At 67.8% G+C, this 20587-nt stretch carries 22 protein-coding genes; 8 read left to right on the top strand and 14 right to left on the bottom strand.

Annotated features, from left to right (window positions below; genetic code table 11):
* Positions 1–56 precede the first annotated feature (56 nt).
* On the bottom strand, positions 57–392 hold the full coding sequence (locus ACFVVM_RS15410) for a hypothetical protein (protein WP_387617890.1): 336 nt from the start codon (positions 390–392) through the stop codon (positions 57–59).
* 83 nt (positions 393–475) lie between these two features.
* Here ACFVVM_RS15410 and lpdA point away from each other — a divergent pair, with 83 nt between their 5' ends.
* The 3 genes from lpdA (at position 476) to ACFVVM_RS15395 (ending at position 3641) form a co-directional block, all read left to right on the top strand.
* Positions 476–1879 (top strand): dihydrolipoyl dehydrogenase, encoded by a 1404-nt coding sequence (lpdA, locus tag ACFVVM_RS15405; protein WP_387617888.1) that lies wholly within the window; start codon positions 476–478, stop codon positions 1877–1879.
* Positions 1880–2370: 491 nt separating this feature from the next.
* The gene (locus tag ACFVVM_RS15400; RefSeq protein WP_387617886.1) at positions 2371–2886 is read left to right on the top strand and encodes a L,D-transpeptidase; all 516 of its coding nucleotides are present in this window, start codon (positions 2371–2373) and stop codon (positions 2884–2886) included.
* Positions 2887–2933: 47 nt separating this feature from the next.
* Positions 2934–3641 (top strand): polysaccharide deacetylase family protein, encoded by a 708-nt coding sequence (locus ACFVVM_RS15395; RefSeq protein ID WP_387617884.1) that lies wholly within the window; start codon positions 2934–2936, stop codon positions 3639–3641.
* Between the two features lie 17 nt (positions 3642–3658).
* On the opposite strand, the gene ACFVVM_RS15390 is transcribed toward ACFVVM_RS15395, so the two are convergent.
* Positions 3659–4090, bottom strand: coding sequence for a winged helix-turn-helix transcriptional regulator (locus ACFVVM_RS15390; RefSeq protein ID WP_387617882.1), 432 nt, complete (start codon positions 4088–4090; stop codon positions 3659–3661).
* Between the two features lie 91 nt (positions 4091–4181).
* Here ACFVVM_RS15390 and ACFVVM_RS15385 point away from each other — a divergent pair, with 91 nt between their 5' ends.
* On the top strand, positions 4182–5030 hold the full coding sequence (locus ACFVVM_RS15385; protein WP_387619226.1) for an SDR family oxidoreductase: 849 nt from the start codon (positions 4182–4184) through the stop codon (positions 5028–5030).
* A gap of 152 nt (positions 5031–5182) precedes the next feature.
* The gene (locus ACFVVM_RS15380) at positions 5183–5506 is read left to right on the top strand and encodes a hypothetical protein (protein WP_387619223.1); all 324 of its coding nucleotides are present in this window, start codon (positions 5183–5185) and stop codon (positions 5504–5506) included.
* On the opposite strand, the gene ACFVVM_RS15375 is transcribed toward ACFVVM_RS15380, so the two are convergent.
* Positions 5507–5884, bottom strand: coding sequence for a VOC family protein (locus ACFVVM_RS15375; protein ID WP_387617880.1), 378 nt, complete (start codon positions 5882–5884; stop codon positions 5507–5509).
* Positions 5885–5975: 91 nt separating this feature from the next.
* Positions 5976–6521, bottom strand: coding sequence for a carboxymuconolactone decarboxylase family protein (locus tag ACFVVM_RS15370; RefSeq protein ID WP_387617878.1), 546 nt, complete (start codon positions 6519–6521; stop codon positions 5976–5978).
* A gap of 202 nt (positions 6522–6723) precedes the next feature.
* On the opposite strand from ACFVVM_RS15370, the gene ACFVVM_RS15365 reads away from it, so the two are divergent.
* Positions 6724–7602, top strand: a complete 879-nt coding sequence (locus ACFVVM_RS15365; RefSeq protein ID WP_387617876.1) for an NERD domain-containing protein — start codon at positions 6724–6726, stop codon at positions 7600–7602.
* Positions 7603–7606: 4 nt separating this feature from the next.
* On the opposite strand, the gene ACFVVM_RS15360 is transcribed toward ACFVVM_RS15365, so the two are convergent.
* From ACFVVM_RS15360 to urtA, 6 genes are all read right to left on the bottom strand, one after another.
* Positions 7607–8320, bottom strand: a complete 714-nt coding sequence (locus ACFVVM_RS15360) for a GntR family transcriptional regulator (protein WP_387617874.1) — start codon at positions 8318–8320, stop codon at positions 7607–7609.
* 15 nt (positions 8321–8335) lie between these two features.
* The gene (urtE, locus tag ACFVVM_RS15355) at positions 8336–9028 is read right to left on the bottom strand and encodes an urea ABC transporter ATP-binding subunit UrtE (protein WP_387617872.1); all 693 of its coding nucleotides are present in this window, start codon (positions 9026–9028) and stop codon (positions 8336–8338) included.
* On the bottom strand, positions 9021–9845 hold the full coding sequence (urtD, locus tag ACFVVM_RS15350; protein ID WP_387617870.1) for an urea ABC transporter ATP-binding protein UrtD: 825 nt from the start codon (positions 9843–9845) through the stop codon (positions 9021–9023). The genes urtE and urtD overlap by 8 nt, the downstream gene beginning before the upstream one ends.
* Complete coding sequence (urtC, locus tag ACFVVM_RS15345; RefSeq protein ID WP_387617868.1) at positions 9842–10981, bottom strand: urea ABC transporter permease subunit UrtC; 1140 nt, start codon at positions 10979–10981, stop codon at positions 9842–9844. Before urtC ends, urtD begins: the two co-directional genes overlap by 4 nt.
* On the bottom strand, positions 10978–11862 hold the full coding sequence (gene urtB, locus ACFVVM_RS15340; protein ID WP_387617866.1) for an urea ABC transporter permease subunit UrtB: 885 nt from the start codon (positions 11860–11862) through the stop codon (positions 10978–10980). Before urtB ends, urtC begins: the two co-directional genes overlap by 4 nt.
* A 70-nt stretch (positions 11863–11932) precedes the next feature.
* Complete coding sequence (gene urtA, locus ACFVVM_RS15335) at positions 11933–13180, bottom strand: urea ABC transporter substrate-binding protein (RefSeq protein ID WP_387617864.1); 1248 nt, start codon at positions 13178–13180, stop codon at positions 11933–11935.
* Between the two features lie 330 nt (positions 13181–13510).
* Between urtA and ACFVVM_RS15330 the strand changes: the two genes are divergently transcribed.
* Positions 13511–15340 (top strand): acyl-CoA dehydrogenase, encoded by a 1830-nt coding sequence (locus ACFVVM_RS15330; protein ID WP_387617862.1) that lies wholly within the window; start codon positions 13511–13513, stop codon positions 15338–15340.
* Positions 15341–15356: 16 nt separating this feature from the next.
* Here the strand turns inward: ACFVVM_RS15330 and ramB are convergent, their stop codons facing one another.
* The 4 genes from ramB to ACFVVM_RS15310 form a co-directional block, all read right to left on the bottom strand.
* Positions 15357–16763, bottom strand: coding sequence for an acetate metabolism transcriptional regulator RamB (gene ramB, locus ACFVVM_RS15325; RefSeq protein ID WP_387617860.1), 1407 nt, complete (start codon positions 16761–16763; stop codon positions 15357–15359).
* Between the two features lie 68 nt (positions 16764–16831).
* On the bottom strand, positions 16832–17851 hold the full coding sequence (locus tag ACFVVM_RS15320) for a hemolysin family protein (RefSeq protein WP_387617858.1): 1020 nt from the start codon (positions 17849–17851) through the stop codon (positions 16832–16834).
* Complete coding sequence (locus ACFVVM_RS15315) at positions 17844–19208, bottom strand: hemolysin family protein (RefSeq protein WP_387617856.1); 1365 nt, start codon at positions 19206–19208, stop codon at positions 17844–17846. The genes ACFVVM_RS15320 and ACFVVM_RS15315 overlap by 8 nt, the downstream gene beginning before the upstream one ends.
* 55 nt (positions 19209–19263) lie before the next feature.
* The gene (locus ACFVVM_RS15310) at positions 19264–19971 is read right to left on the bottom strand and encodes a VTT domain-containing protein (protein ID WP_387617854.1); all 708 of its coding nucleotides are present in this window, start codon (positions 19969–19971) and stop codon (positions 19264–19266) included.
* A gap of 192 nt (positions 19972–20163) precedes the next feature.
* Here ACFVVM_RS15310 and ACFVVM_RS15305 point away from each other — a divergent pair, with 192 nt between their 5' ends.
* Positions 20164–20562, top strand: coding sequence for a MerR family transcriptional regulator (locus ACFVVM_RS15305; protein ID WP_387617852.1), 399 nt, complete (start codon positions 20164–20166; stop codon positions 20560–20562).
* Positions 20563–20587: the final 25 nt, after the last annotated feature.

Raw genomic sequence — 20587 nt, 5'->3', positions numbered from 1 at the left:
GGTGATCGAGTCGGCGGCGGCGTCGAATTCGATGTTGCCGGTGCCGAAGGCGGTGATCAGGGCGGAGCGGTCGGCCGGTGCGCGATGGCCGAAGGTGATCCGGGCCGGGACGATCCGCCGGGCGGTGGCCTCGCGGGCCCGCCGGCCACCACCGCCGCACCGGCGCCGGCGCCCGGCCGCGCGTTGGCGATCAACTCCCACAGCCGCACCAGCGAACTCATCGGGATCCGGTTGAGTTCGTCGCGCAGGAGTGCGTCGTCGGTGCCGGGTGTCCGCGCGATCTGCGCCTCGTCCGCGCCCGCGCGCCGGGCGGCGTCGACCAGCAGTCGAACCAGATGCGTCGAGACCGTCCCGTCGAGCCGGCTGGTGCCCCCGCCTGCCACGCCGCTCACCATCTCGACAGTAGGCCAGGCGCATCTCACCTATGTGGGGGACGGGTGGGTGAAGTGTTCGAAACAGAGTTAGGCTCGGTGACGTGACTTCCCACTACGATGTCGTCGTTCTCGGCGCTGGTCCCGGCGGATATGTCGCCGCGATCCGTGCCGCTCAACTCGGCCTGCGAACAGCGATTGTCGAGCAGAAATACTGGGGTGGCGTGTGCCTGAACGTGGGCTGCATCCCGTCCAAGGCACTGCTGCGCAACGCCGAGCTGGCCCACATTTTCCACAAGGAAGCCAAGACCTTCGGCATCTCCGGTGAGGTCAGCTTCGACTTCGGTGCCGCTTTCGACCGCAGCCGCAAGGTCGCGGACGGGCGCGTCAAGGGCGTGCACTTCCTGATGAAGAAGAACAAGATCGACGAGTTCGACGGTCTCGGCACCTTCACCGGCCCGAACTCCCTCGACGTGGCCCTGACCAAGGGCGGCGTGGAGACCATCACGTTCGACAACGCCATCATCGCCACCGGCACCACCACCAAGCTGCTACCGGGCACCCAGCTCTCCGACAATGTGGTGACCTACGAGGAGCAGATCCTCACTCGTGAGCTGCCCGGTTCGATCCTGATCGTGGGTGCGGGCGCGATCGGCATGGAGTTCGCCTACGTCCTCAAGAACTACGGTGTGGACGTGCGGATCGTGGAGTTCCTCGACCGGGCCCTGCCCAACGAGGACATCGACGTGTCCAAGGAGATCACCAAGCAGTACAAGAAGCTCGGCATCACCATCACCACCGGTGCGGCCGTGCAGTCGATCGAGGACGACGGCTCCAAGGTCACCGTCCAGATCAAGGACAACGCCTCCGGCGCGATCGAGACCGTCACCGTGGACAAGGTGCTGCAGGCCGTCGGCTTCGCGCCCCGCGTCGAGGGCTACGGCCTCGAGGCCACCGGTGTCGCGCTGACCAACCGTGGCGCGATCGAGATCGACGAGTACATGCGCACCACCGTGCCGCACATCTACGCGATCGGTGACGTCACCGCCAAGCTGCAGCTGGCCCACGTGGCCGAGGCGCAGGGCGTGGTCGCGGCCGAGACCATCGCGGGCGCGGAGACCCTGACCCTGGGTGATTACCGGATGATGCCGCGCGCGACGTTCTGTCAGCCGCAGGTCGCCAGCTTCGGCCTCACCGAGGAGCAGGCTCGCGACGAGGGCTACGACGTGAAGGTCGCGACCTTCCCGTTCACCGCCAACGGCAAGGCGCACGGTCTGGCCGATCCGACCGGTTTCGTGAAGCTGATCGCGGACAAGACCCATGGTGAGCTCATCGGCGGGCACCTGATCGGGCCCGATGTCTCCGAACTGCTGCCGGAGTTGACGCTGGCGCAGAAGTGGGATCTGACGGTGAACGAGCTGGCACGGAATGTGCATACGCACCCGACGTTGAGCGAGGCGCTGCAGGAGGCCATTCATGGTCTCGCGGGGCACATGATCAACTTCTGAATTGGGTTTGACGGGCCGGGTCATCGTTCGCGATGGCCCGGTTTGTTGTTGGTTGGGACTTGGGGTTTTGGTGACACGGGAAGGTGTACGGGCTGTGTTTGTTGGAGCGCTGGCGCGCTCGAGTCGCGGCCCTGAGGGGCCACCGGTCAGGCACCGCGGCTTGCTCCTTCGTCGCCTACGCCGCGGCGCCTGACCGGCGGCCCGGCCGCGACCGGCCGCTTCGCGGCCGCCGCTCCTCGGGGTCGCGGGTGCGGGGCTGGGAGTGCAGTCATGGCGGTCTCCGCACGGTTTGAGGTGTGGCTGGGAGTATGGGAGGTGGGATTTCTTCTATTTCTTTTCGGTCAAATTGCCGGGAAGTGATTTGGCGAATCGCGTTCCATGGCAGATGATCGACGGACCTCCAGGTTGTTTGTTCCACGCTCGTGTTCGAACTGTTCTTGTTTCATGAGATGGTCCCCTCGCCCGGGGTTGGCCCGTGGTGGTGGGCACGGTTGAGAGGCAACTACTCGATGGTGCGTAACAGCGTTCTCGGTTGGACGGCACGATGTGCGGCGGTGCTGGCGGTGGCCGGTTTCGCCACGGTGGTACCGGCGGCGGCCGAACCGCTCTTCCCTGGCGGGCCCGATGTTCCCGGTGTTCCCTCCATCATCGCGACGCCGTCACCGTGCCCGGTGGTCGAGGCCAAGGCCTGCATGCGGCTGTCGACGAACGAGGCGTGGCTGGTCGACAACGGGCGGGTGGTGTTCGGCCCGACGCCGATCTCGCACGGGAAGGGCGGATTCGAGACGCCGCCCGCGGTGACCCGGATTTCCTTCAAGCGGGAATTCCACTGGAGCACCATGCACAACGCGCCGATGCGCTGGGCCACCTTCTTCAACGGGGACATGGCATTCCATGTGGGCCCGATCCAGGCACAGTCGCACGGTTGCGTGCGGATGACCGAGGAAGGCGCGCACCGGTTCTTCGACTACCTGAACCCGGGCGACATCACCCAGGTCATCGTCTGAGTTAGCGCGTACTCGCGGCGCACCCCCGGTTCGGGTATACAGCTGGGGTGCGTCGCAAGTGGTTGATCGGTGGAGTCGTCGGCATCGTCGTCGTGCTGGCGGTGGTCGCCGGTCTGTACGTGTTGATGAACTCCCGCACCTATCAGCTGGCCGGTCGACTGGTGGACCGGGTCGAGACCGACGAGAAGCTGATCGCGCTGACCTTCGACGACGGCCCGAGCGAGCGCACCCCCGAGATCCTGCGCACGCTCGCCGAGCTCGACGTGCCCGCGACCTTCTACCTCAACGGCAAGGACCTGGCCGAGCACCCCGAACACGGCGCCGCCATCGCGGCCGCGGGCCACGAGCTCGGCAACCACACCTACTCCCATCGCCGGATGGTGCTCGTCTCCGGCGACACCGTGCGCGGCGAGATCGAACGCACCGACGACGAGATCCGCCGCACCGGCTACCAGGGCGAGATCACCTTCCGCCCGCCCTACGGCAAGAAACTCTGGGGCCTGCCCAAATACCTCGCCGACCACGACCGCACCACGGTCACCTGGGACGTCGAACCCGACTCCCGCGGCGGCGAGACCCGCGAGCAGATCGTCGCCGACACCCTCGCCCAGACCCGCCCCGGCTCGATCATCCTGCTCCACGTCATGTTCCGCCAGCCCTCGGCCGACGCCGTCCCCGACATCGTGCAGGGCCTGCGCGAACAGGGCTACACCTTCACCACGGTCTCGGACCTGCTGCGGCGCGGGCAAGGCTGAGTCCGCTCGCCCGGGTCCTAGCCGGTGCCGGAAGGCTCCGGGTGGCGAGCGCCCATTCTCGGCTTGTAGGCAAGCTGGGCCTGCTGGATGGCGTCGAGGTTGGTCTCCAGGACCTCGATCAGCGAATCCAGGCGGTCGGCCACCTGCGCGCCCAGGTCGGTCAGGGTGTACTCCACGCGCGGCGGGATCGCCTCGAGTACTTCGCGGTGGACCATGCCGTCGCGTTCGAGGGCCTGCAGGGTCTGCGAGAGCATGCGTTCGCTCACGCCGTCGACGCGGCGGCGTAGCGCGCTGAAGCGGTAGGGGCCCTCGCGCAAGGCCACCAGGGCGAGGACGCCCCAGCGGCTGGCGACATTCTGCAGGACCGGGCGGGACGCGCAGTTGCGGGCGAAGACGTCGGCTTCCAGCGTCGGATCGTCCTCGGTCGACGGGGGACGCGGCGTGCTCATGGTCACGATCGTACCGGGCTTGACCAGAGCGACTGCTGAATGCATAGTGCTTACTAATAGTTAGTACATGTCGAACAGTATGGAGGAATTCATGACGATCGCGGTGACCGGAGCGAGCGGACAACTGGGCAGGCTCGTCGTCGAGGCCCTGCTGAGCGAGGGGCAGCGGCCCGTCGCCATCGTGCGTGACCCGGCCAAGGTCGCCGACCTGGCCGAGCGCGGTGTCGAGGTCCGGCAGGCGTCCTACGACGACCCGGCTGCCCTCGACACGGCGCTGGCCGGGGTCGAGCGGCTGCTGCTGATCTCCGGGAGCGAGTTCGGGCAGCGGGTTGCCCAGCACACCAACGTCATTCGTGCCGCGGAACGGGCGGGCGTACGCCTGCTCGCCTACACGAGCATCGCCAACGCCTCCGAGAACTCGATGATCCTCGCCCAGGAGCATCGGGCCACCGAGGACGTGCTCGCCACCGCCACGGTGCCCACCGTGCTGCTGCGCAACGGCTGGTACTGGGAGAACTTCGCCGCCGGGCTCGCGCACGCCGCGCAGACCGGCGTCCTCGTCGGTGCCTCCGGCGACGGCCGGATCTCCGGCGCGACCCGCGCCGACTACGCCACCGCGGCCGCCAAGGTGCTCACCACCGACGGGCACGAGGGTCGCGTCTACGAACTCGGCGGCGACGACGCGCTCACCGGCGCCGATCTCGCCGCGCTGGTCACCCGGGTCGCGGACCGTCCGGTGCGCTACGAGAACCTCGCCGAAGCCGACTACGCGGCGGTGCTGCGCGGCGCCGGGCTCCCCGACGCCTTCGCCGCCACCCTGGCCGATGCCGACACCGGGATGGCGGCGGGCCTGCTCGAGGTGCGCAGCGGCGACCTGCGCAAGCTGCTCGACGCGGCCCCGACCCCGCCGCTCGACGCGGTGCGCGCGCTGCTGAGCTGAGGGTGCTCGGCAGGACCGAACGCGAGCTCGGGCACGGCACACGCTGCTCGAGCCGAGGGTGGGCCTGGCGGCAGCGGTGTGGCAGAGTGCGAAGGGTGGCTTCTGATACTCCCCGTCGCACGCACATCTGGTTGAGCGCACCGCTGTTCTTCATGGGTGTCCTGCATTTCGTCGCGCCCAAGCCGTTCGACGGCATCGTGCCACCGAAGCTGCCCGGCAACGCGCGGACCTACACCTACGCGTCCGGCGTCGCCGAGCTCGGCGTGGCGATGGCACTGGCCGTGCCGCGCACCCGCCGGCTCGGCGGCTGGCTGGCCGCGGCCCTGTTCGTCGGCGTCTTCCCCGCCAATGTGCAGATGGCCGTCGACGTGGTCGGCAACCCGAAGGCCTCGCCTGTCTTCAAGGCCGGGGTGCTGGCCCGCCTGCCGTTGCAGATCCCGATGATCGTCGCGGCGCTGCGGGTCGCGCGCCGCTGATCACACCCACTGCACGAGCTGGATGACGATCCCGTTGGGGTCGGTCATCTGGAAGTAGCGCTCGCCCCACTCCTCGGTCTCGATGGGCGTCTCGATCGGGACGCCCTCGGCGCGCAGGCGCTCGTACTCGCCGTCGATGTCGTCGACGACGAACGCCACCAGCAGGCCCTCACCCGCGCTGCCCGCGATCCGGGCCGGTTTGAACGTGGCGAGACCGGTGCGCAGGTAGACGACGTTCACTCCCGCGTCGGGCCGGGTCAGTGAGACGAATCCGTCGGCGGCCATCTGCTCGGTGAAGCCGAGGTGGTCGATGAGGAACCGCGCCGAGGCCCGCGGGTCGGCGACATTGAGCGAGATGACGGAAGCGGTGATCTGCATGGGCTCTCCTCGACGGCGATGAACTCTGTACTTTGTACGCCTTTACTGTGGGGAGAGTTCCGCCCGGCCGCTCTATGAACTGGATCACACCCTAGAAGGCGTCGCGCTCGATCCGCAGCGTCGTGATGGTCGAGGCCAGGCCCTCGTACTGGTTGATCAGCAGCACGATCTCGATCAGCAGCCGCTCGTCGTAGTGCGCGGCCAGCTCGGCCCAGGCCGGGTCCTCGATGTTCCGTGTGGTCACCAGCTGGTCGACGGCGGTGAGCAGGGCCCGCTGCCGCGGTGTCCATCCCTCGGCCTCCGGACCGGCGCCGACGCGATCGATCTCGACGGCGGTCAGTCCCGCCTTGCGGCCGAGGCGGCGATGATGGTCGGTCTCGTAGTCGCAGTCGCGCAGGTGGGCCACGCGCAGGATGACCAGCTCGGCCTCGGCGCGGGGCAGCCGGCCGCCGGGCATGAGCTTGCCGGAGAAGTGCAGCCAGCCACGGAACAGTCCACGGGTGCGGCCCAGTGTGCTGAACAGATGCGCGTCCTCGGTGCCGGCGGCTCGGGAAAGCGCCTGCCAGACAACCCAGTTGATCGGTCCGAGTTCGGCGAACCGTCCCGGCGAAACGCGTGGTAGGGGCGCTGAATCCATGTCGTGTCCACCTGTCGTCTAGACGTCGCCCGGCCGAGCAGAAAGCGTACCCGGCGGTAGGTGGATCGCGTGGCGAGTGCGGGAGTACTCCTGTTTTTCTTTGCTTTCCAGTGGTTTTCGGAACAGTTGCGCGTCATTATCGGTGGGTACCGCAGCGCGCGGCGGCGGTGCGAGGTCGCAGCATGGTAGGGGATACATCGGAATGCTGGTTCGGATCAGGCCGGGTGCGGAGCTCACCGGCGCCGAGCGGGAGTTCGTCGAATGCCTGCGCGCCTTTTCGAGTACGGGGCTCGCGCTGGTCGATTGCCGGGTGGGTGATCGTCGGCTCGGGGCGGTGGTGATCACGCCACGGGGGATCACCGTGATCGAGGTGAAGGGCTTCCGGCGACGGCAGAGCGGATTGCTCGCACTCTCGGCCGGGGGCGAGTGGACGATCAGTGACAGCCCGCTCGACCTGGACGTGGAGACCCCCAACGGACTCACCGACCGGGTCGAGCACGGGGTGCACGCGGTGCGGGTGGCGCTGGAACACGCGCTACAGGACAGCAGGCACGTCTGCGGCGGGGTGGTGCTCATCCCGTATCGGGGCGTGGTCGTCCGGCCCGCGCGCACGGCGCTGCGGCCCGGTCTCGACGTGCTGGTCGCCAATACCGTCGACGCCCACGAGTTGCAGATCTACCTGGAGGGCTTCTCCGCGGGACCACGCGACTGGACCATCGACCGGGTGCGCAACACCTGCACCGCGCTCGGCCTGGCCGAGCTGGCGCCGAGCCGGGCCGAACTCGCCGAGGACGGCTTCGCCGAGAACCGCCCACCACCCACCCCGCTCCCGCAGCAGGCGCGCAAACCGGTCGAACCGACGCCGCCGCCGGTCGCGGCGGGTTCGCGCGGCAAGCTCGCCTCGGTGGTCGTGCTCGCCGTCGCGCTGATCGGTGTGCTGGTGGTCTTCGTCGTGATCGGCGCGGCCCTCGTCCGCGATTCCTCGCGACCGCGACCGATGTCGGAAACCACCGAAACCACCACCCGGGTGCCGACCCCGGTCAGTCAGGTCCAGTGCTGGCCGTTCCAGCCCGACTGCTGACCAGTCAATCCCGTACGGCGCGACCGAGTTTGGTGAACGCGATCGCCTGCTCCGCGCGGACCCGCACGTGGGCGCGGGAGGAATTGATGTGCGCGGTGAGGGTGCGCAGCGCGCGTTCGTCGTCACCGGCGAGCACCTGCTCGGCGATGACGATGTGATCGGCGGTCATCGCCGCCACCCGCTCGGCATTGGGCACGTCCAAGGTGCGGACCGGGCGGACCCGCTCGTAGACCGCGGTCAGCGCCTCGGCGAGCGCGGAATTGCCCGCTGCCCTGAGTAATTCGGTGTGGAATCGCTCGTCGGCGGCGACCAGGTCGGGACCGGGTTCGGGTGGATCGTCGCGGAACTCGCGCCAGCGGGCGAGCTCGGCGCGCACGGCGGGCAGATCGTGCGCGGACGCGCCGCGCGGATACGCCGGACCGGTGACGGCGATGCGCTGGAAACCACGGGACTCCAACACGATTCGCAGTTCGTACAGTTCGTCGAGTTCGTCGAGCCGCGGTCGGTAGAGGTAGAGGCCGTCGGCGTGGCGCTGGACGAGTCCGTCGGCCTGCAGCCGGGCCAGCGCCTCGCGCACCGGAGTGCGCGAGACGCCGTACCGCTGGGCCAGCCGTTCGGCCCGCAACCGTTCGGTCGGCTGGAGCGTTCCGGTGGCGAGGTCGTGGCGAAGCTCGGCATAGACTCGCTCGGCCAGTGACACCCGCCCCCTGTGTGCCATTGCGCGTGCCTGCGTTCAGATGGCCATCGCCGCGCGGACCGCGGATTCCGCGCCGGCACCGCCCGCGCCGCTCGAACCCAGATGCCCCGAATGCAGGACGTAGTACTGCTGGGCGGCCTGCAGCGCGAAGCCGATGTGCTGCTCGACCAGCAGCACGCTCAGCCCGCCGCGCTGGGTCAATTCGATGATGGTGCGCTCGATCTCGGCGACCACCGAGGGCTGGATGCCTTCGGTGGGCTCGTCGAGGATGAGCAGCTTGGGCTCGGTGATCAGCGCTCGCGCGATGGCGAGCTGCTGACGCTGACCGCCCGAGAGCAGACCGGCCTTGCGGGGCAGCAGCTCACGCAGCGCGGGGAACAGGTCGAGCGACTCGTCGATCAGCGCTTTGCCGCGCTTGCGCCCGTCCGCCACCACCTGCAGGTTCTCGGCGGTGCTCAGCTGGGGGAAGCTCTGCTGGCCCTGCGGCACATAGGCGATGCCGCGCTTGACCCGTTGCGAGGGCGAGAGTTTGGTGATCTTCTCGCCGTCGAAGGTGATGGTGCCCGACTTCGTGCCGAGCAGGCCCACCGCGGTGCGCAGCAGGGTGGTCTTGCCCGCGCCGTTGTGGCCCATGATGGCGACCACGCTGTCGTCGGGGACGGTGAGGCTGACACCGTGGATGACTTCGGTGCGACCGTAACCGGAATGGATCTCGTGTAGTTCAAGCATCCGCCGACTCCTTGTCGATCGTTGGCACGTCGTCCTCGCTCAGCGCCGCGGTGCCGAGGTAGACCTCCTGCACCTTCGGGTCGGCCTGCACCTGTTCGACACTGCCCTCGCTGAGCACCTTGCCGCCCGCCAGCACGGTGACCGAGGTGGCGAAGGAGCGCATGAAGTCCATGTCGTGCTCGACGACGATGACCACGCGGTCACCGCCGATGCGGCGCAACAGGTTTCCGGTCTCCTCGCGCTCCTCGGCGCTCATGCCGGCGACGGGCTCGTCGAGCAGCAGCACCGAGGCGTTCTGCACCAGCAGCATGCCGATCTCGAGCCACTGCTTCTGCCCGTGCGCGAGCACACCGGCGGGCTTGTCGCGCAGTGCGGTGAGACCTGTTGTCTCCAAAGCCTCTTCGATGCTGGGCAGCACCGACTTGCGGGTGCGCAGCAGCGACAGTGCCGAGCGGCCGGCGCCCGCCGCGATGTCGAGGTTCTGCAGCACGGTGAGCTGTTCGAACACGCTCGCCGTCTGGAAGGTGCGCCCGATGCCGAGGCGGGCGATCTGGTGCACCTTCTTGCCGAGCAGTTCGACGCCGGCCTTCTGCGCCGAGCCGGTGGCCGGGACCAGGCCGGTGATGGCGTCGATCAGGGTGGTCTTGCCCGCGCCGTTGGGGCCGATGAGGAATCGCAGGTCGCCCTGTAGCACGGTCAGGTCGACATCGGTGACCGCCTTGAAACCGTCGAAACTCACCGAGAGACCACGGATTTCGAGGTAGTCGCTGTCCATTCCGGCATTGCCACCGGCTTTGGGTTCGTGGGTCGCGGTCATCGTGCTTCCACCTTCTCCTCGGTGCCGACGGTATCCTCCGCCGGTGGCGTGGGCGGGGGTGTGGTGCTCGCGCGCCTGCTGTCGAGCCAGCCGCGCAGCAGCGGCCACAGCCCGGCGAGCCCGGCGGGGATGAAGCCGACCACCACGATGAACAAGATGCCCTGCATGTAGGTCCAGCCCGAGGGGAACGACTCCGACAGCGAGGTCTGCGCCCAGGCCACACCGATGGCGCCGAGGACCGGTCCGAGCAGCGTGGTGCGGCCACCGATCGCGACGCCGATCAGGAACGCGATCGACGGGATGACGCCGATGTCGGCGGGGGAGATGATGCCGACGATCGGGGTGAACAGCGCACCGGCGATACCGGCCAGGAAGGCCGCGACCACGTAGGCCACGATCTTGATGTTGGCCGGGTCGTAGCCGAGGAAGCGCACCCGCTCCTCCGCGTCACGCACCGCGACGAGCAGTTCGCCGTAGCGGCTGCGGTTGAGCTGGCGGATCGCCGCGACCACCACGAGCAGCGTGCCCGCGGCGATGAAGAACAGCATCTGCCGGTTGGCCGGATCGGAGAGCCGGAAGCCGAAGAAGGAGCGGAAGTCCGACAGCCCGGTGAAGCCGCCGATGGCCTGCTGACCGGTGAGCAGGATGGCCAGCGCCGCCGCGAGCGCCTGGCTCAGGATGGCGAAGTAGGCGCCACGCACCCGGCGCTTGAACACGCCGTAGCCGAGCACCGCGGCCACCAGCGCGGGCAGCACCAGGATGGCGATGATCGTGACCGGCGCCGAACTGAACGGCTGCCAGAAGCCCGGCAGCTCACTGATGCCCGAGATCTGCATGAACTCGGGAACGTCCTCGCCGAGGCGGGCGGCGTCGGCGAGCTGCATGTGCATGGCCATGATGTAGGCGCCGATGCCGAAGAACACGCCCTGACCGAGGGTGAGCATGCCGCCACGGCCCCAGGCCAGGCCGATGCCGGCGGCCACGATGGCGAAGCACAGGAACTTGGCGAGCAGGTTCAGCCGGAAATCGCTGAGTACGGCGGGCGCCACGGCGAACAACAGGATCGCGGCGACGCCGAAACCGATCAGCGGTGTCGCGCGAGGATATTCGCGGAGACGTTCGGTGAGTGCGGTCATGCCAGGCTCCTTGTCCGCACGGTGAACAGGCCCTGCGGGCGCACCTGCAGGAAGATGACGATGAGCACGAACACGATCACCTTCGCGATGGACGCGGTGGTGGAGTATTCGATGAACGAGTTGAGCAGGCCGAGCGCGAACGCCGCGATCACCGTGCCCTTGATCTGGCCCAGGCCACCCATCACGACGACGAGGAACGCGTCGATCAGATAGCTCTGGCCGATGGTGGGACTCGTCGAACCGATCAGGGTGAGCGCCACACCGGCGACACCGGCCAGGCCGGAACCGATGAAGAACGTGCTGATATCGGTGAAACGCGAAGAGATACCGCTGGTTTCGGCCAACCCGCGGTTCTGCACGACCGCGCGGATGCGCCGACCCATCGGGGTGGTCTTGAGCACGGCGGCCAACGCGGTCACCGCGACGATCGCCAGCACCAGGATGAAGATGCGGGTCTTGGGGACCACCGCGCCCATGATGGTGATGCCGCCGCTGAGCCACTCGGGCACCAGCACGTTCTTGGCGGGCGCGCCGAAGATGTCACGCGCGGCCTGTTGCAGTACCAGGCCGACACCGAAGGTGACCAGCAGCGTGTCCAGCGGCCGGTCGTACATCCAGCGGATCAACCCCATTTCCAGGGCGGCGCCGAGCAGGCCACCGACGAGGAAGCCCATCAGCAACGAGACGATCAGCGACACACCCGCCGATGAGAACACTTGCTGCACAACATAAGTCGTGTAGCAACCGGCCATGATGAACTCGCCGTGCGCCATGTTGATGACGCCCATCTGACCGAAGGTCAGCGACAGGCCGAGTGCGGCGAGCAGAAGAATTGATCCCAGGCTCAACCCCGTGAAGAGCTGGCCGATCAGTACGTCCATTGCAGCGGACTCCTTGGAAATGGGGCGGTGCGGGACGCGCGGTGCGCGCGTCCCACACCTGTCGGGCTACTTACTTGAGGCCCTTGGCCCAGTCGTAGGACTTCAGGTACGGGTCCGGCTCGATCGCGTCGCCGGAATCCCAGGTGGTGTAGATCAGGCCGTCGGGGCGGATCTCACCGATGCGGGCGGTCTTGGAGATGTGGTGGTTGGAGCCGTCGATGGTGACCAGGCCCTCGGGGGCTTCGAAGCTGACACCGTCGGCCGCGGCCTGGATGTCGGCGACGCCGAAGGAGTTGGCCTTCTCGACGGTGTTCTTCCACAGGAAGACCGAGGCGTAGGCGGCTTCCATCGGGTCCGAGGTGGGCTTGTCGGCGCCGAAGGCGGCCTTGTAGTCGGCGACGAACTTGGCGTTGGCCGGGGAATCGACGGTCTGGTAGTAGTTCCAGGCGGTCAGCTGGCCCGCGATGTTCTGCGCGCCGATGCCACCGACCTCTTCCTCGGCGATCGAGACCGAGACGACCGGCATCTCGGCGGCCTTGAGGCCCGCGTTGGTGTACTCGCGGAAGAAGGCGACGTTGGAGTCACCGTTGAGGGTGTTGAACACCGCGTCGGCCTTGGCCGAGCGCACCTTGTTGACGATGGTGGAGAAGTCGGTCGAGCCGAGCGGGGTGTAGTCCTCGCCCTTGATCTCGATGCCGTTGGCCTCGGCGTAGGCCTTGATCACGCGGTTGGCGGTCTGCGGGAAGACGTAGTCCGAACCCACCAGGTACAGGGACTTGACGCCCTTTTCCTTGAGGTAGTCCAGCGCGGGGACGATCTGCTGGTTGGTGGTGGCGCCGGTGTAGAAGATGTTCTTGCTGTCTTCCAGGCCCTCGTACTGCACGGGGTAGTAGAGCAGCGAGTTCAGGCTCTCGAACTTGGGCTTCATCGCCTTGCGGCTCGACGAGGTCCAGCCGCCGAACACCGCGGCCACACAGTCGGAGCTGATCAGCTTCTCGGCCTTCTCGGCGAAGGTCTTCGGGTCCGAGGCGCCGTCCTCGAGGACGATCTCGATCTTCTTGCCGAGCACACCGCCCGCGGCGTTGATCTGGTCGATCGCCAGCTTGGTCGAGTTGGCCACGGTGACCTCGGAAATGGCCATGGTGCCCGACAGCGAGTGCAGCGAGCCCACCTTGATGGTGTCCTTGCTGGTGTCGACGCAGGAAGTGGCCGTCGCTTCGTCGGCGTCGTCACGCGCACCGCAACCGGTGAGCAACAAGCCGGCGATGGCCACCGCGGCAGGCACGGCGAGTGCCTTGACCAAACGGGAATCAGACATGGGGCGGTTCTCCTCATCAAGGTGTAACGGCGGCGCCATCCGCGCCACAACGAACACCGCCGCGCCCCCGGCGACTGGATGTACACCGGGTTGTATACAGCGGCTGTATTCGTGATTCGAGACAGTAGGCGGCTCATGTTGCACCGGAATATCTGTTGATCACGGCCCGGTTTCGTCTGTTTCCGACGTGTGAATTGTTCATCTCGAGCCGATTCGGACACCGGTGCGCCTACGGTTGCGTAGCCCGCCGCCGGTGCGGCACGCTTGCCATTCGTACGACGTCGAACGCGTGGCGACGGGTCGCGCGTAGGTCAGTCGAGGAGGACCCCAGTGGGGCACTACAAGGCAAACGTGCGCGACATCGAATTCAATCTCTTCGAGGTGCTCGGGCTCGACAAGCTCCTCGACGTCGGCGCCTACGGCGATCTCGATTCCGAGACGGTCCGCCAGATCCTCGACGAGGTGCAGCGGCTGGCCGAGGGGCCGATCGCGGAGTCCTTCGCCGACGCCGACCGGCACCCGGCGGTCTACGACCCCGCCACCTTCGACATCACCGTGCCCGAGCCGCTGCGCAAGACGGTGGCCGCCGTGCACGAGGCGGGCTGGTACCGCCTCGGCATGCCGGAGGGCATGGACGGCACGCCCGCGCCGAATGTGCTGATGTGGGCGATCAACGAGCTCATCATCTGCGCCAATCCCTCGGCCAGCTTCTTCAACATGGGTCCGCTGATGGGGTCGGTGCTCTACGAAGTGGGCAACGACGAGCAGAAACGCTGGGCGCGTGGTGGTTTCGAGCGCGGCTGGCAGGGGACCATGGTGCTCACCGAGCCCGATGCCGGGTCCGATGTGGGGGCGGGGCGGACCAAGGCGGTGCCGCAGCCCGACGGGTCGTGGCACATCGAAGGGGTGAAGCGGTTCATCTCCGGCGGTGATGTGGGCGAGGTGGCCGAGAACATCTTCCATCTGGTGCTCGCGCGGCCCGAGGGGGCCGGTCCGGGGACCAAGGGGCTCTCGCTGTTCTACGTGCCGAAGTTCCTGTTCGATTCGGAGACACTGGAACTCGGCGATCGCAACGGGGTGTACGTGACCGGGGTCGAGCACAAGATGGGTATCAAGTCCTCGCCCACCTGTGAGCTGACCTTCGGCGGTACGGCGGTGCCGGCCAAGGGGTGGTTGGTCGGTGATGTGCACAACGGGATCGCGCAGATGTTCAAGGTGATCGAGAACGCGCGGATGACGGTGGGGGTGAAATCGTCCGGCACATTGTCGACCGGGTATCTGAATGCGCTGGAATACGCCAAGACTCGGGTGCAGGGTGCTGATCTGACGCAGATGGCCGACAAGGCCGCACCGCGCGTCACCATCACCCATCACCCGGATGTGCGCCGCTCGCTGGCGATGCAGAAGGCGTACGCGGAGGGGCTGCGGGCGGTGTATCTGTATACCGCCGCGCATCAGAACCACGATGTGGCGCAGCTCGTTTCGGGCGCCGATCCGGAGCTGGCGCATCGCGTGGACGACCTGCTGCTGCCGATCGTCAAGGGTGTCGGTTCCGAACGCGCCTACCAGCTGCTCACCGAGTCACTGCAAACCTTCGGCGGCTCCGGCTATCTGCAGGACTACCCCATCGAGCAGTACATTCGCGACGCCAAGATCGACTCCCTCTACGAGGGCACCACCGCCATCCAGGCCCAGGACTTCTTCTTCCGCAAGATCATTCGCGACGGCGGCACCGCCCTGGCCCACGTCAACGCCCAGATCACCGCGTTCCTGGACAACGACACCGGCCGCTTCAAGACCGAACGCGACCTGCTGCGCACCGCCCAGTCCGACATCACCGCCATGGCCACCACCCTCACCGGCTACGCCATGGCAGGCCAATCCGACCCCACCGAGCTCTACAAGGTGGGCCTCGGCTCGGTCCGCTTCCTCCTGTCCGTCGGCGACTACCTCATCGCCTGGCGCCTCCTCACCCAAGCCGAAGTAGCCACCGCCGCCCTGGCAGGCGAATCCACCCCCAAGGACCGCCCCTTCTACGAAGGCAAAATCGCCGCAGCCACCTTCTTCACCAAGAACGTCCTCCCCGAACTCACCGCAACCAAGAACATCCTCGCCACCCTCGACAACGACATCATGTCCCTCCCAGAAGAAGCCTTCTGATCCGAATCTCCGGTTCTCACTTGATCAGGTAGGGGGAGACGGAGCTGCGGTGTTCGCTGATGTCGAGGGATTTGCCCAGGGGTGGGAAGGCGCGTTGGGGGCAGTTGGCTCGGACGCAGACTCGGCAGCCGGCGCCGATGGGGGTGGCGGTGGCTTCGCCTAGGTCGATGCCGTCGGCGTAGACGACGCGGCCCGCGTGGCGTAGTTCGCAGCCGAGGCCGATGGCGAAGGTCTTGGAGGGCTGGCCGTAGCGGGTGGCGCGGCGTTCCACGGTGCGGGCGACCCAGAGGTACTTGCGGCCGTCGGGCATCTGGGCGATCTGGGTCATGATCTTGCCGGGGTAGGCGAAGGTCTCGTAGACGTTCCACAGCGGGCAGGTGCCGCCGCTGGCCGAGAAGTGGAAACCGGTGGCGGACTGGCGTTTGGACATGTTGCCCGCGCGATCGACCCGGACGAAGGAGAAAGGGACGCCGCGCAGGGTCGGGCGCTGCAGCGTCGAGAGGCGGTGGCACACGGTCTCGAAGCTCTGCGAGAAGAAGGCCGACAGGCGCTCGATGTCGTAGCGGAAATCCTCGGCCACCTCGTGGAAGTGGGTGTAGGGCAGCACCGTCGCGGCGGCGAAGTAGTTGGCGAGACCGAGCATGGCCAGCTTGCGGGAGGCGTCGGAGGCGAAATTGCCCTCGTCGACCAGCTTTTCCAGCAGCGACCCGCATTCGAGATAGGCCAGCTCGGCGGCGAGCTTGAAGGTGCGCTGCCCGCCGGACAGGTGCGGGGAGATCTCGAGCTGCTTGGTCTCGGGATCGAAGGTGTGCAGCACGCCCTCGCCGAGGTCGATCCGTTCGCTGATCCGTACGCCGTGCGCGCGCAGCAGCCGGACGATCTCGGTGCTCACCTCGCCGCCGTGGAACCGGATGCGGGTGGTGAGATCCTCGGCGGCGGTGTCGAGTTCGTGGATGTAGTTCTGGCGCTGATAGAAGTAGTCGCGCACTTCCTCGTGCGGCTTGCTGATCGCGGCACTGCCCGAGCCGTCGGCGAACCGGTCCTCGGTGGCGGCGGCGAGCTGGGCGCTGGTGTTGCGGTACCGGTTGTGCATGGCCACCAGCGCGCGCGCCATCGACGGATGCGCCGAGACCATGTCGGCGATCTCCTTGGTGTCGGCCTCGATGCCCAGCTCGGCGTCCATCACGACTTCCTGCAGCTCGGCGATCAGCCGGGTGTCGTCGTGGGCGGAGAAGAAGGTGGGATCGACCCCGAAGACCTCGTTGATTCGCGTCAGTACCGGCACGGTGAGCGGCCGCACATCGTGCTCGATCTGATTGAGGTAGCTGGCCGAGATCTCCAGTTTCTGGGCGAGTGAGACCTGGCTCAGTCCCCGCTCGGTGCGCAGCTGGCGCAGCCGCGCACCGACATAGGTCTTGGCCATATGTCCAGTTTATGGCCGGTTTCGCAACCTTGCCAACGGATTCTTAACAGCGCTGCCTGAGCGATGGCTCACAGGCCCGGCGTGGCCGCGCTCGGCAGCAGCCGGTGCAGCAGGTCGGTGATGGTGACGAGCCCGAGGAACTCCCCGGTCTCGGCCACGGTGACCACCGCGAGATGGTTGCGCCCTTCCCGCATGATCCGCAGCGCCTCGTACACCGGCAGGCTCGTCGGCACGCTCAGCACCGGCCGCATCAGCGTGCGCGCGGTGGCGCCCGGCTCGGTGATGCTGTCGCGCACGTGCACGACGCCGTGGATGCCCGTGTCGTCGCGCACCAGCAGGCGCAGGTGCCCGCTCAGGCGCGAGGTCTCCTGGATGGCCTCGGCGTTCGCACCGGGCGCGACCGTGCTCGGCGCGGGGTCGGGCCGGACGATGTCGCCGATGGTGAGGCGTTCGAGCTCGAGCGCGCTGGTGAGGTTGCCGTGGTAGCGCTCGTCGAGGGTGCCGACGGTGGCCGAGTGCTCCACCAGGTGGCGCAGCGCGGCCGGGTTCTGGCCCGCGTCGACCTCGTCGACCGGGGTCACCCCCACCTTGCGCAGGCAGGCGTTGGCCAGCCGGTTCAGCGCGGTCAGCAGCGGCCTGGTCAGCCACATGAAGGCGCGCATCGGCAGGGCAAGCAGGATGGCCGACTTCTCCGGATGCGCGATCGCCCAGGACTTGGGCGCCATCTCGCCGACCACCAGGTGCAGGAAGGTCACCACGATCAGCGCCAGCACGAACCCGACGACGTCGGCGACCCACAGCGGCGCGCCGATCCGTTCGATCAGCGGGGTCAGCCAGTGGTGCACCGCGGGCTTGGTGACCGCGCCGAGCGCCAGGGTGCACACGGTGATGCCGAGCTGGGAGCCCGCGAGCAGCACCGAGAGCTCGGTCGAGCTGCGCAGTGCCGCGCGGGCGGCGCGACTGTCTCGGGCGGCGTCTTCGAGCCGGTGCCTGCGGGCCGCGATGAGGGCGAACTCGACCGCGACGAAGAAGGCGCTGGCCGCGATCAGCGCGATCGTGACCGCCGCGATCGTCCACGGATTACTCATCGTCGGACTCCTGATCGCGGCGCACGGTGAGCGCGACCGTGGCGGGTACGTGATGGTCGACCGTGCGGACCTCGGCGACGACGATCCTCGCCGCGGGCGGGTGCGCGCTCGCGTAGTCGGCGCCCTCGGGCAGCGCGGTGATCTCGACGACCGTCCCCGCCGGCGGCAGGCCGGCGAAGGTATCGATGACGAGTCCGGCGACGGTGTCGTAGTCGCCGCTGGGCAGGTGCAGATCGAGCAGGCGTTCGGCCTCGTCGATCCGCAGCTCGCCGGGGACCAGCCAGCCGCCTGCCTCGGCGACCACGATCTGCGATCCGGAGTCCGGATCGTGCTCGTCGGCGATCTCGCCCACGAGTTCCTCGGCGATGTCCTCCACGGTGACGATTCCGGCGAAGCCGCCGTATTCGTCGACCACCAGCGCCATCTCGTCTTCGGCGGCGTCGAGCTGGGCGACGACCTCGGGCAGCGGCAGCGAGCCGGGCACCATGACCGCGGGCCGCAACCGGCTCGCGACGGTGCCGGTGGGCGGGCCGCCGAGCAGGTCGTGCAGGTCGATGACGCCGAGCAGGTCGTCGCTGGTCTCACCGATCACGGGGTAGCGGGTGTGGCCGGTGCCCATCTTGCGCAGCACCTCGGCGACGGAGTCGTCGATGCCGACGGTGTCGACCCTGGCCCGCGGGATCATGGCGTGCTCGGCGGTGCTGGTCGGGAAGTCCAGGATGCGGTCGAGCAGGGTCGACAGCTCCGGCGGCAGCTCACCGGCGTCGCGGGAGGCGGCGACGATGTGCTCGAGATCGCGCGGGGTGGCCGAATGCTCCACATCGTGCACCGGTTCGATCCGCAGCGTGCGCAGCAGCACGTTCGAGGACTGGTCGAACAGCCAGATCAGCCAGCCGAACAGCTTCAGGTACAGCGTGGTCGAGGTGGCCAGCCAGCGCGCCACCGGCTCGGGGCGGGCGATGGCCAGGTTCTTCGGGAACAGCTCACCGAAGAGCATCTGGACCAGGGTGGAGAACGCGATGGCCAGCACGGTGCCGACCGCGACGCCGACCGCGGTCGGAATGCCGACGCCACCGAGCAGTTCGCCCAGTCCGCGCCCGATCAGCGGTTCGGCGACGTAGCCGACCAGCAGACCGGTGACAGTGATGCCCAGCTGGGCACCCGAGAGCATGAACGAGGTGCGCCGGGTGACGGTCAGCGCGCGGGCCGCGCGGGAGTCACCGGCCTCGGCGGCCGCGGCCAGCCGCGACCGGTCCACGGCCATGTAGGCGAATTCCTGCGCGACGAAATAGCCGGTCAGCGCGGTGATGAGCAGGACGACGACGATGCCGAGCAGGATGCTCAGTACGGTCAGCACGTGGCGACCTCCGGGCCGGCCGGCCGGTCAGGGTCGGGGTCTGAGTCGGGGTCGTTCACGAACCGACGCGCTCGGTTTCGACGCCGGTGGACTCGGTGCGCTTCTTGCCGAAGAGGCGCTTGCCCACCTCGATGACGATCGGCAGCACCGAGACCGCGACGATCAGCAGGAAGATGTAGTCGATGTTGTCGCGCACGAAGGTGATCTGGCCGAGCAGGTAGCCGAGGAGGGTGACGCCCGAACCCCAGGCGATGCCGCCGATGACGTTGTAGGTCACGAAGATGCGGTACTTCATGTTCGCCGCGCCGGCGACGACCGGGGCGAAGGTGCGCACGATCGGCACGAAGCGGGCCAGCACGATGGTGATCGGGCCGTGCTTGACGAAGAACTCGTGCGACTCGTCGATGTACTTCTTCTTGAAGAACTTCGAGTCTTCCTTGAACAGCGCGGTACCGCCGCGGGCGCCGATCACATAACCCACCTGGTCACCGGCGATGGCCGCGATCGGGATGAGGATCATGAGCAGCCAGATCGGGGCGAACGGCTCGATCTCGGTGGACTTCGAGGCGGCGATCAGGCCGGCGGTGAACAGCAGCGAGTCGCCGGGCAGCAGCGGGAACAGCAGCCCGGACTCGATGAACACCACCAGCAGCAGCCCGACGAGCATCCAGGTGCCGAACGAGTTGAGCAGGTTCACCGGGTCGAGAAAGCCGGGGAGCAAAGCCAGGTTCGTCGTCGAGCTGGACACGGCGTACACCGTCATCTACTGCCTACCTCGCGTTCGTGGGTCGTCGACAGGGGATCGCCGATGGGCGACCAGTCGAGTATGCCCGGGTGGGTGTCGATCTCGCAGCGATGGCTGCGCCTCACCCGGACATGTCAGACGGTAGCACGCGGCACTGTATGGTTTACCTGCGCTCGTAATGGTTCTGCTGCGCACGCGGAGGAGGTTCTGATGGTCGAGCATCTGCTCAGGATCGGTGAACTGGCCACCCGTGCCGAGGTCAGCGCCCGGACGATCGACTACTACACGAGCCTCGGCCTGCTCGTGCCCGCGCAGCGCAGTGCGGGCAACTACCGGCTCTACAGCCCCGCCGATGTCGAGCGCGTGGCCCTGGTCCAGCGCCTGGAGGCGCAGGGGATCCCGCTGGAGGAGATCGCGGCCGCCCTCGCCGCCGGGCCCGACGACACCGCCGAGGTGCTGGCCCGGATCAATCACGATCTGCGGTACCTGCAGGCGGCCACCGAGACCGCGCCCGCCGAGATCCACGGGCTGCTCGCCATGATCGCCACCCGGGTGCACTCGCTGGTCACCGTCGCGGTGCAGATTCCGCCGCATCTGCCGGTCCTGTGACGGTGATCTGTCACCCGGGCGCGCT

Source organism: Nocardia sp. NPDC058176, assembly GCF_042883805.1.
Taxonomy (GTDB): Bacteria; Actinomycetota; Actinomycetes; order Mycobacteriales; family Mycobacteriaceae; genus Nocardia.
The sequence above is the reverse complement of the archived record's forward strand: the minus strand, read 5'-3'. Positions and strand labels throughout refer to the sequence as shown.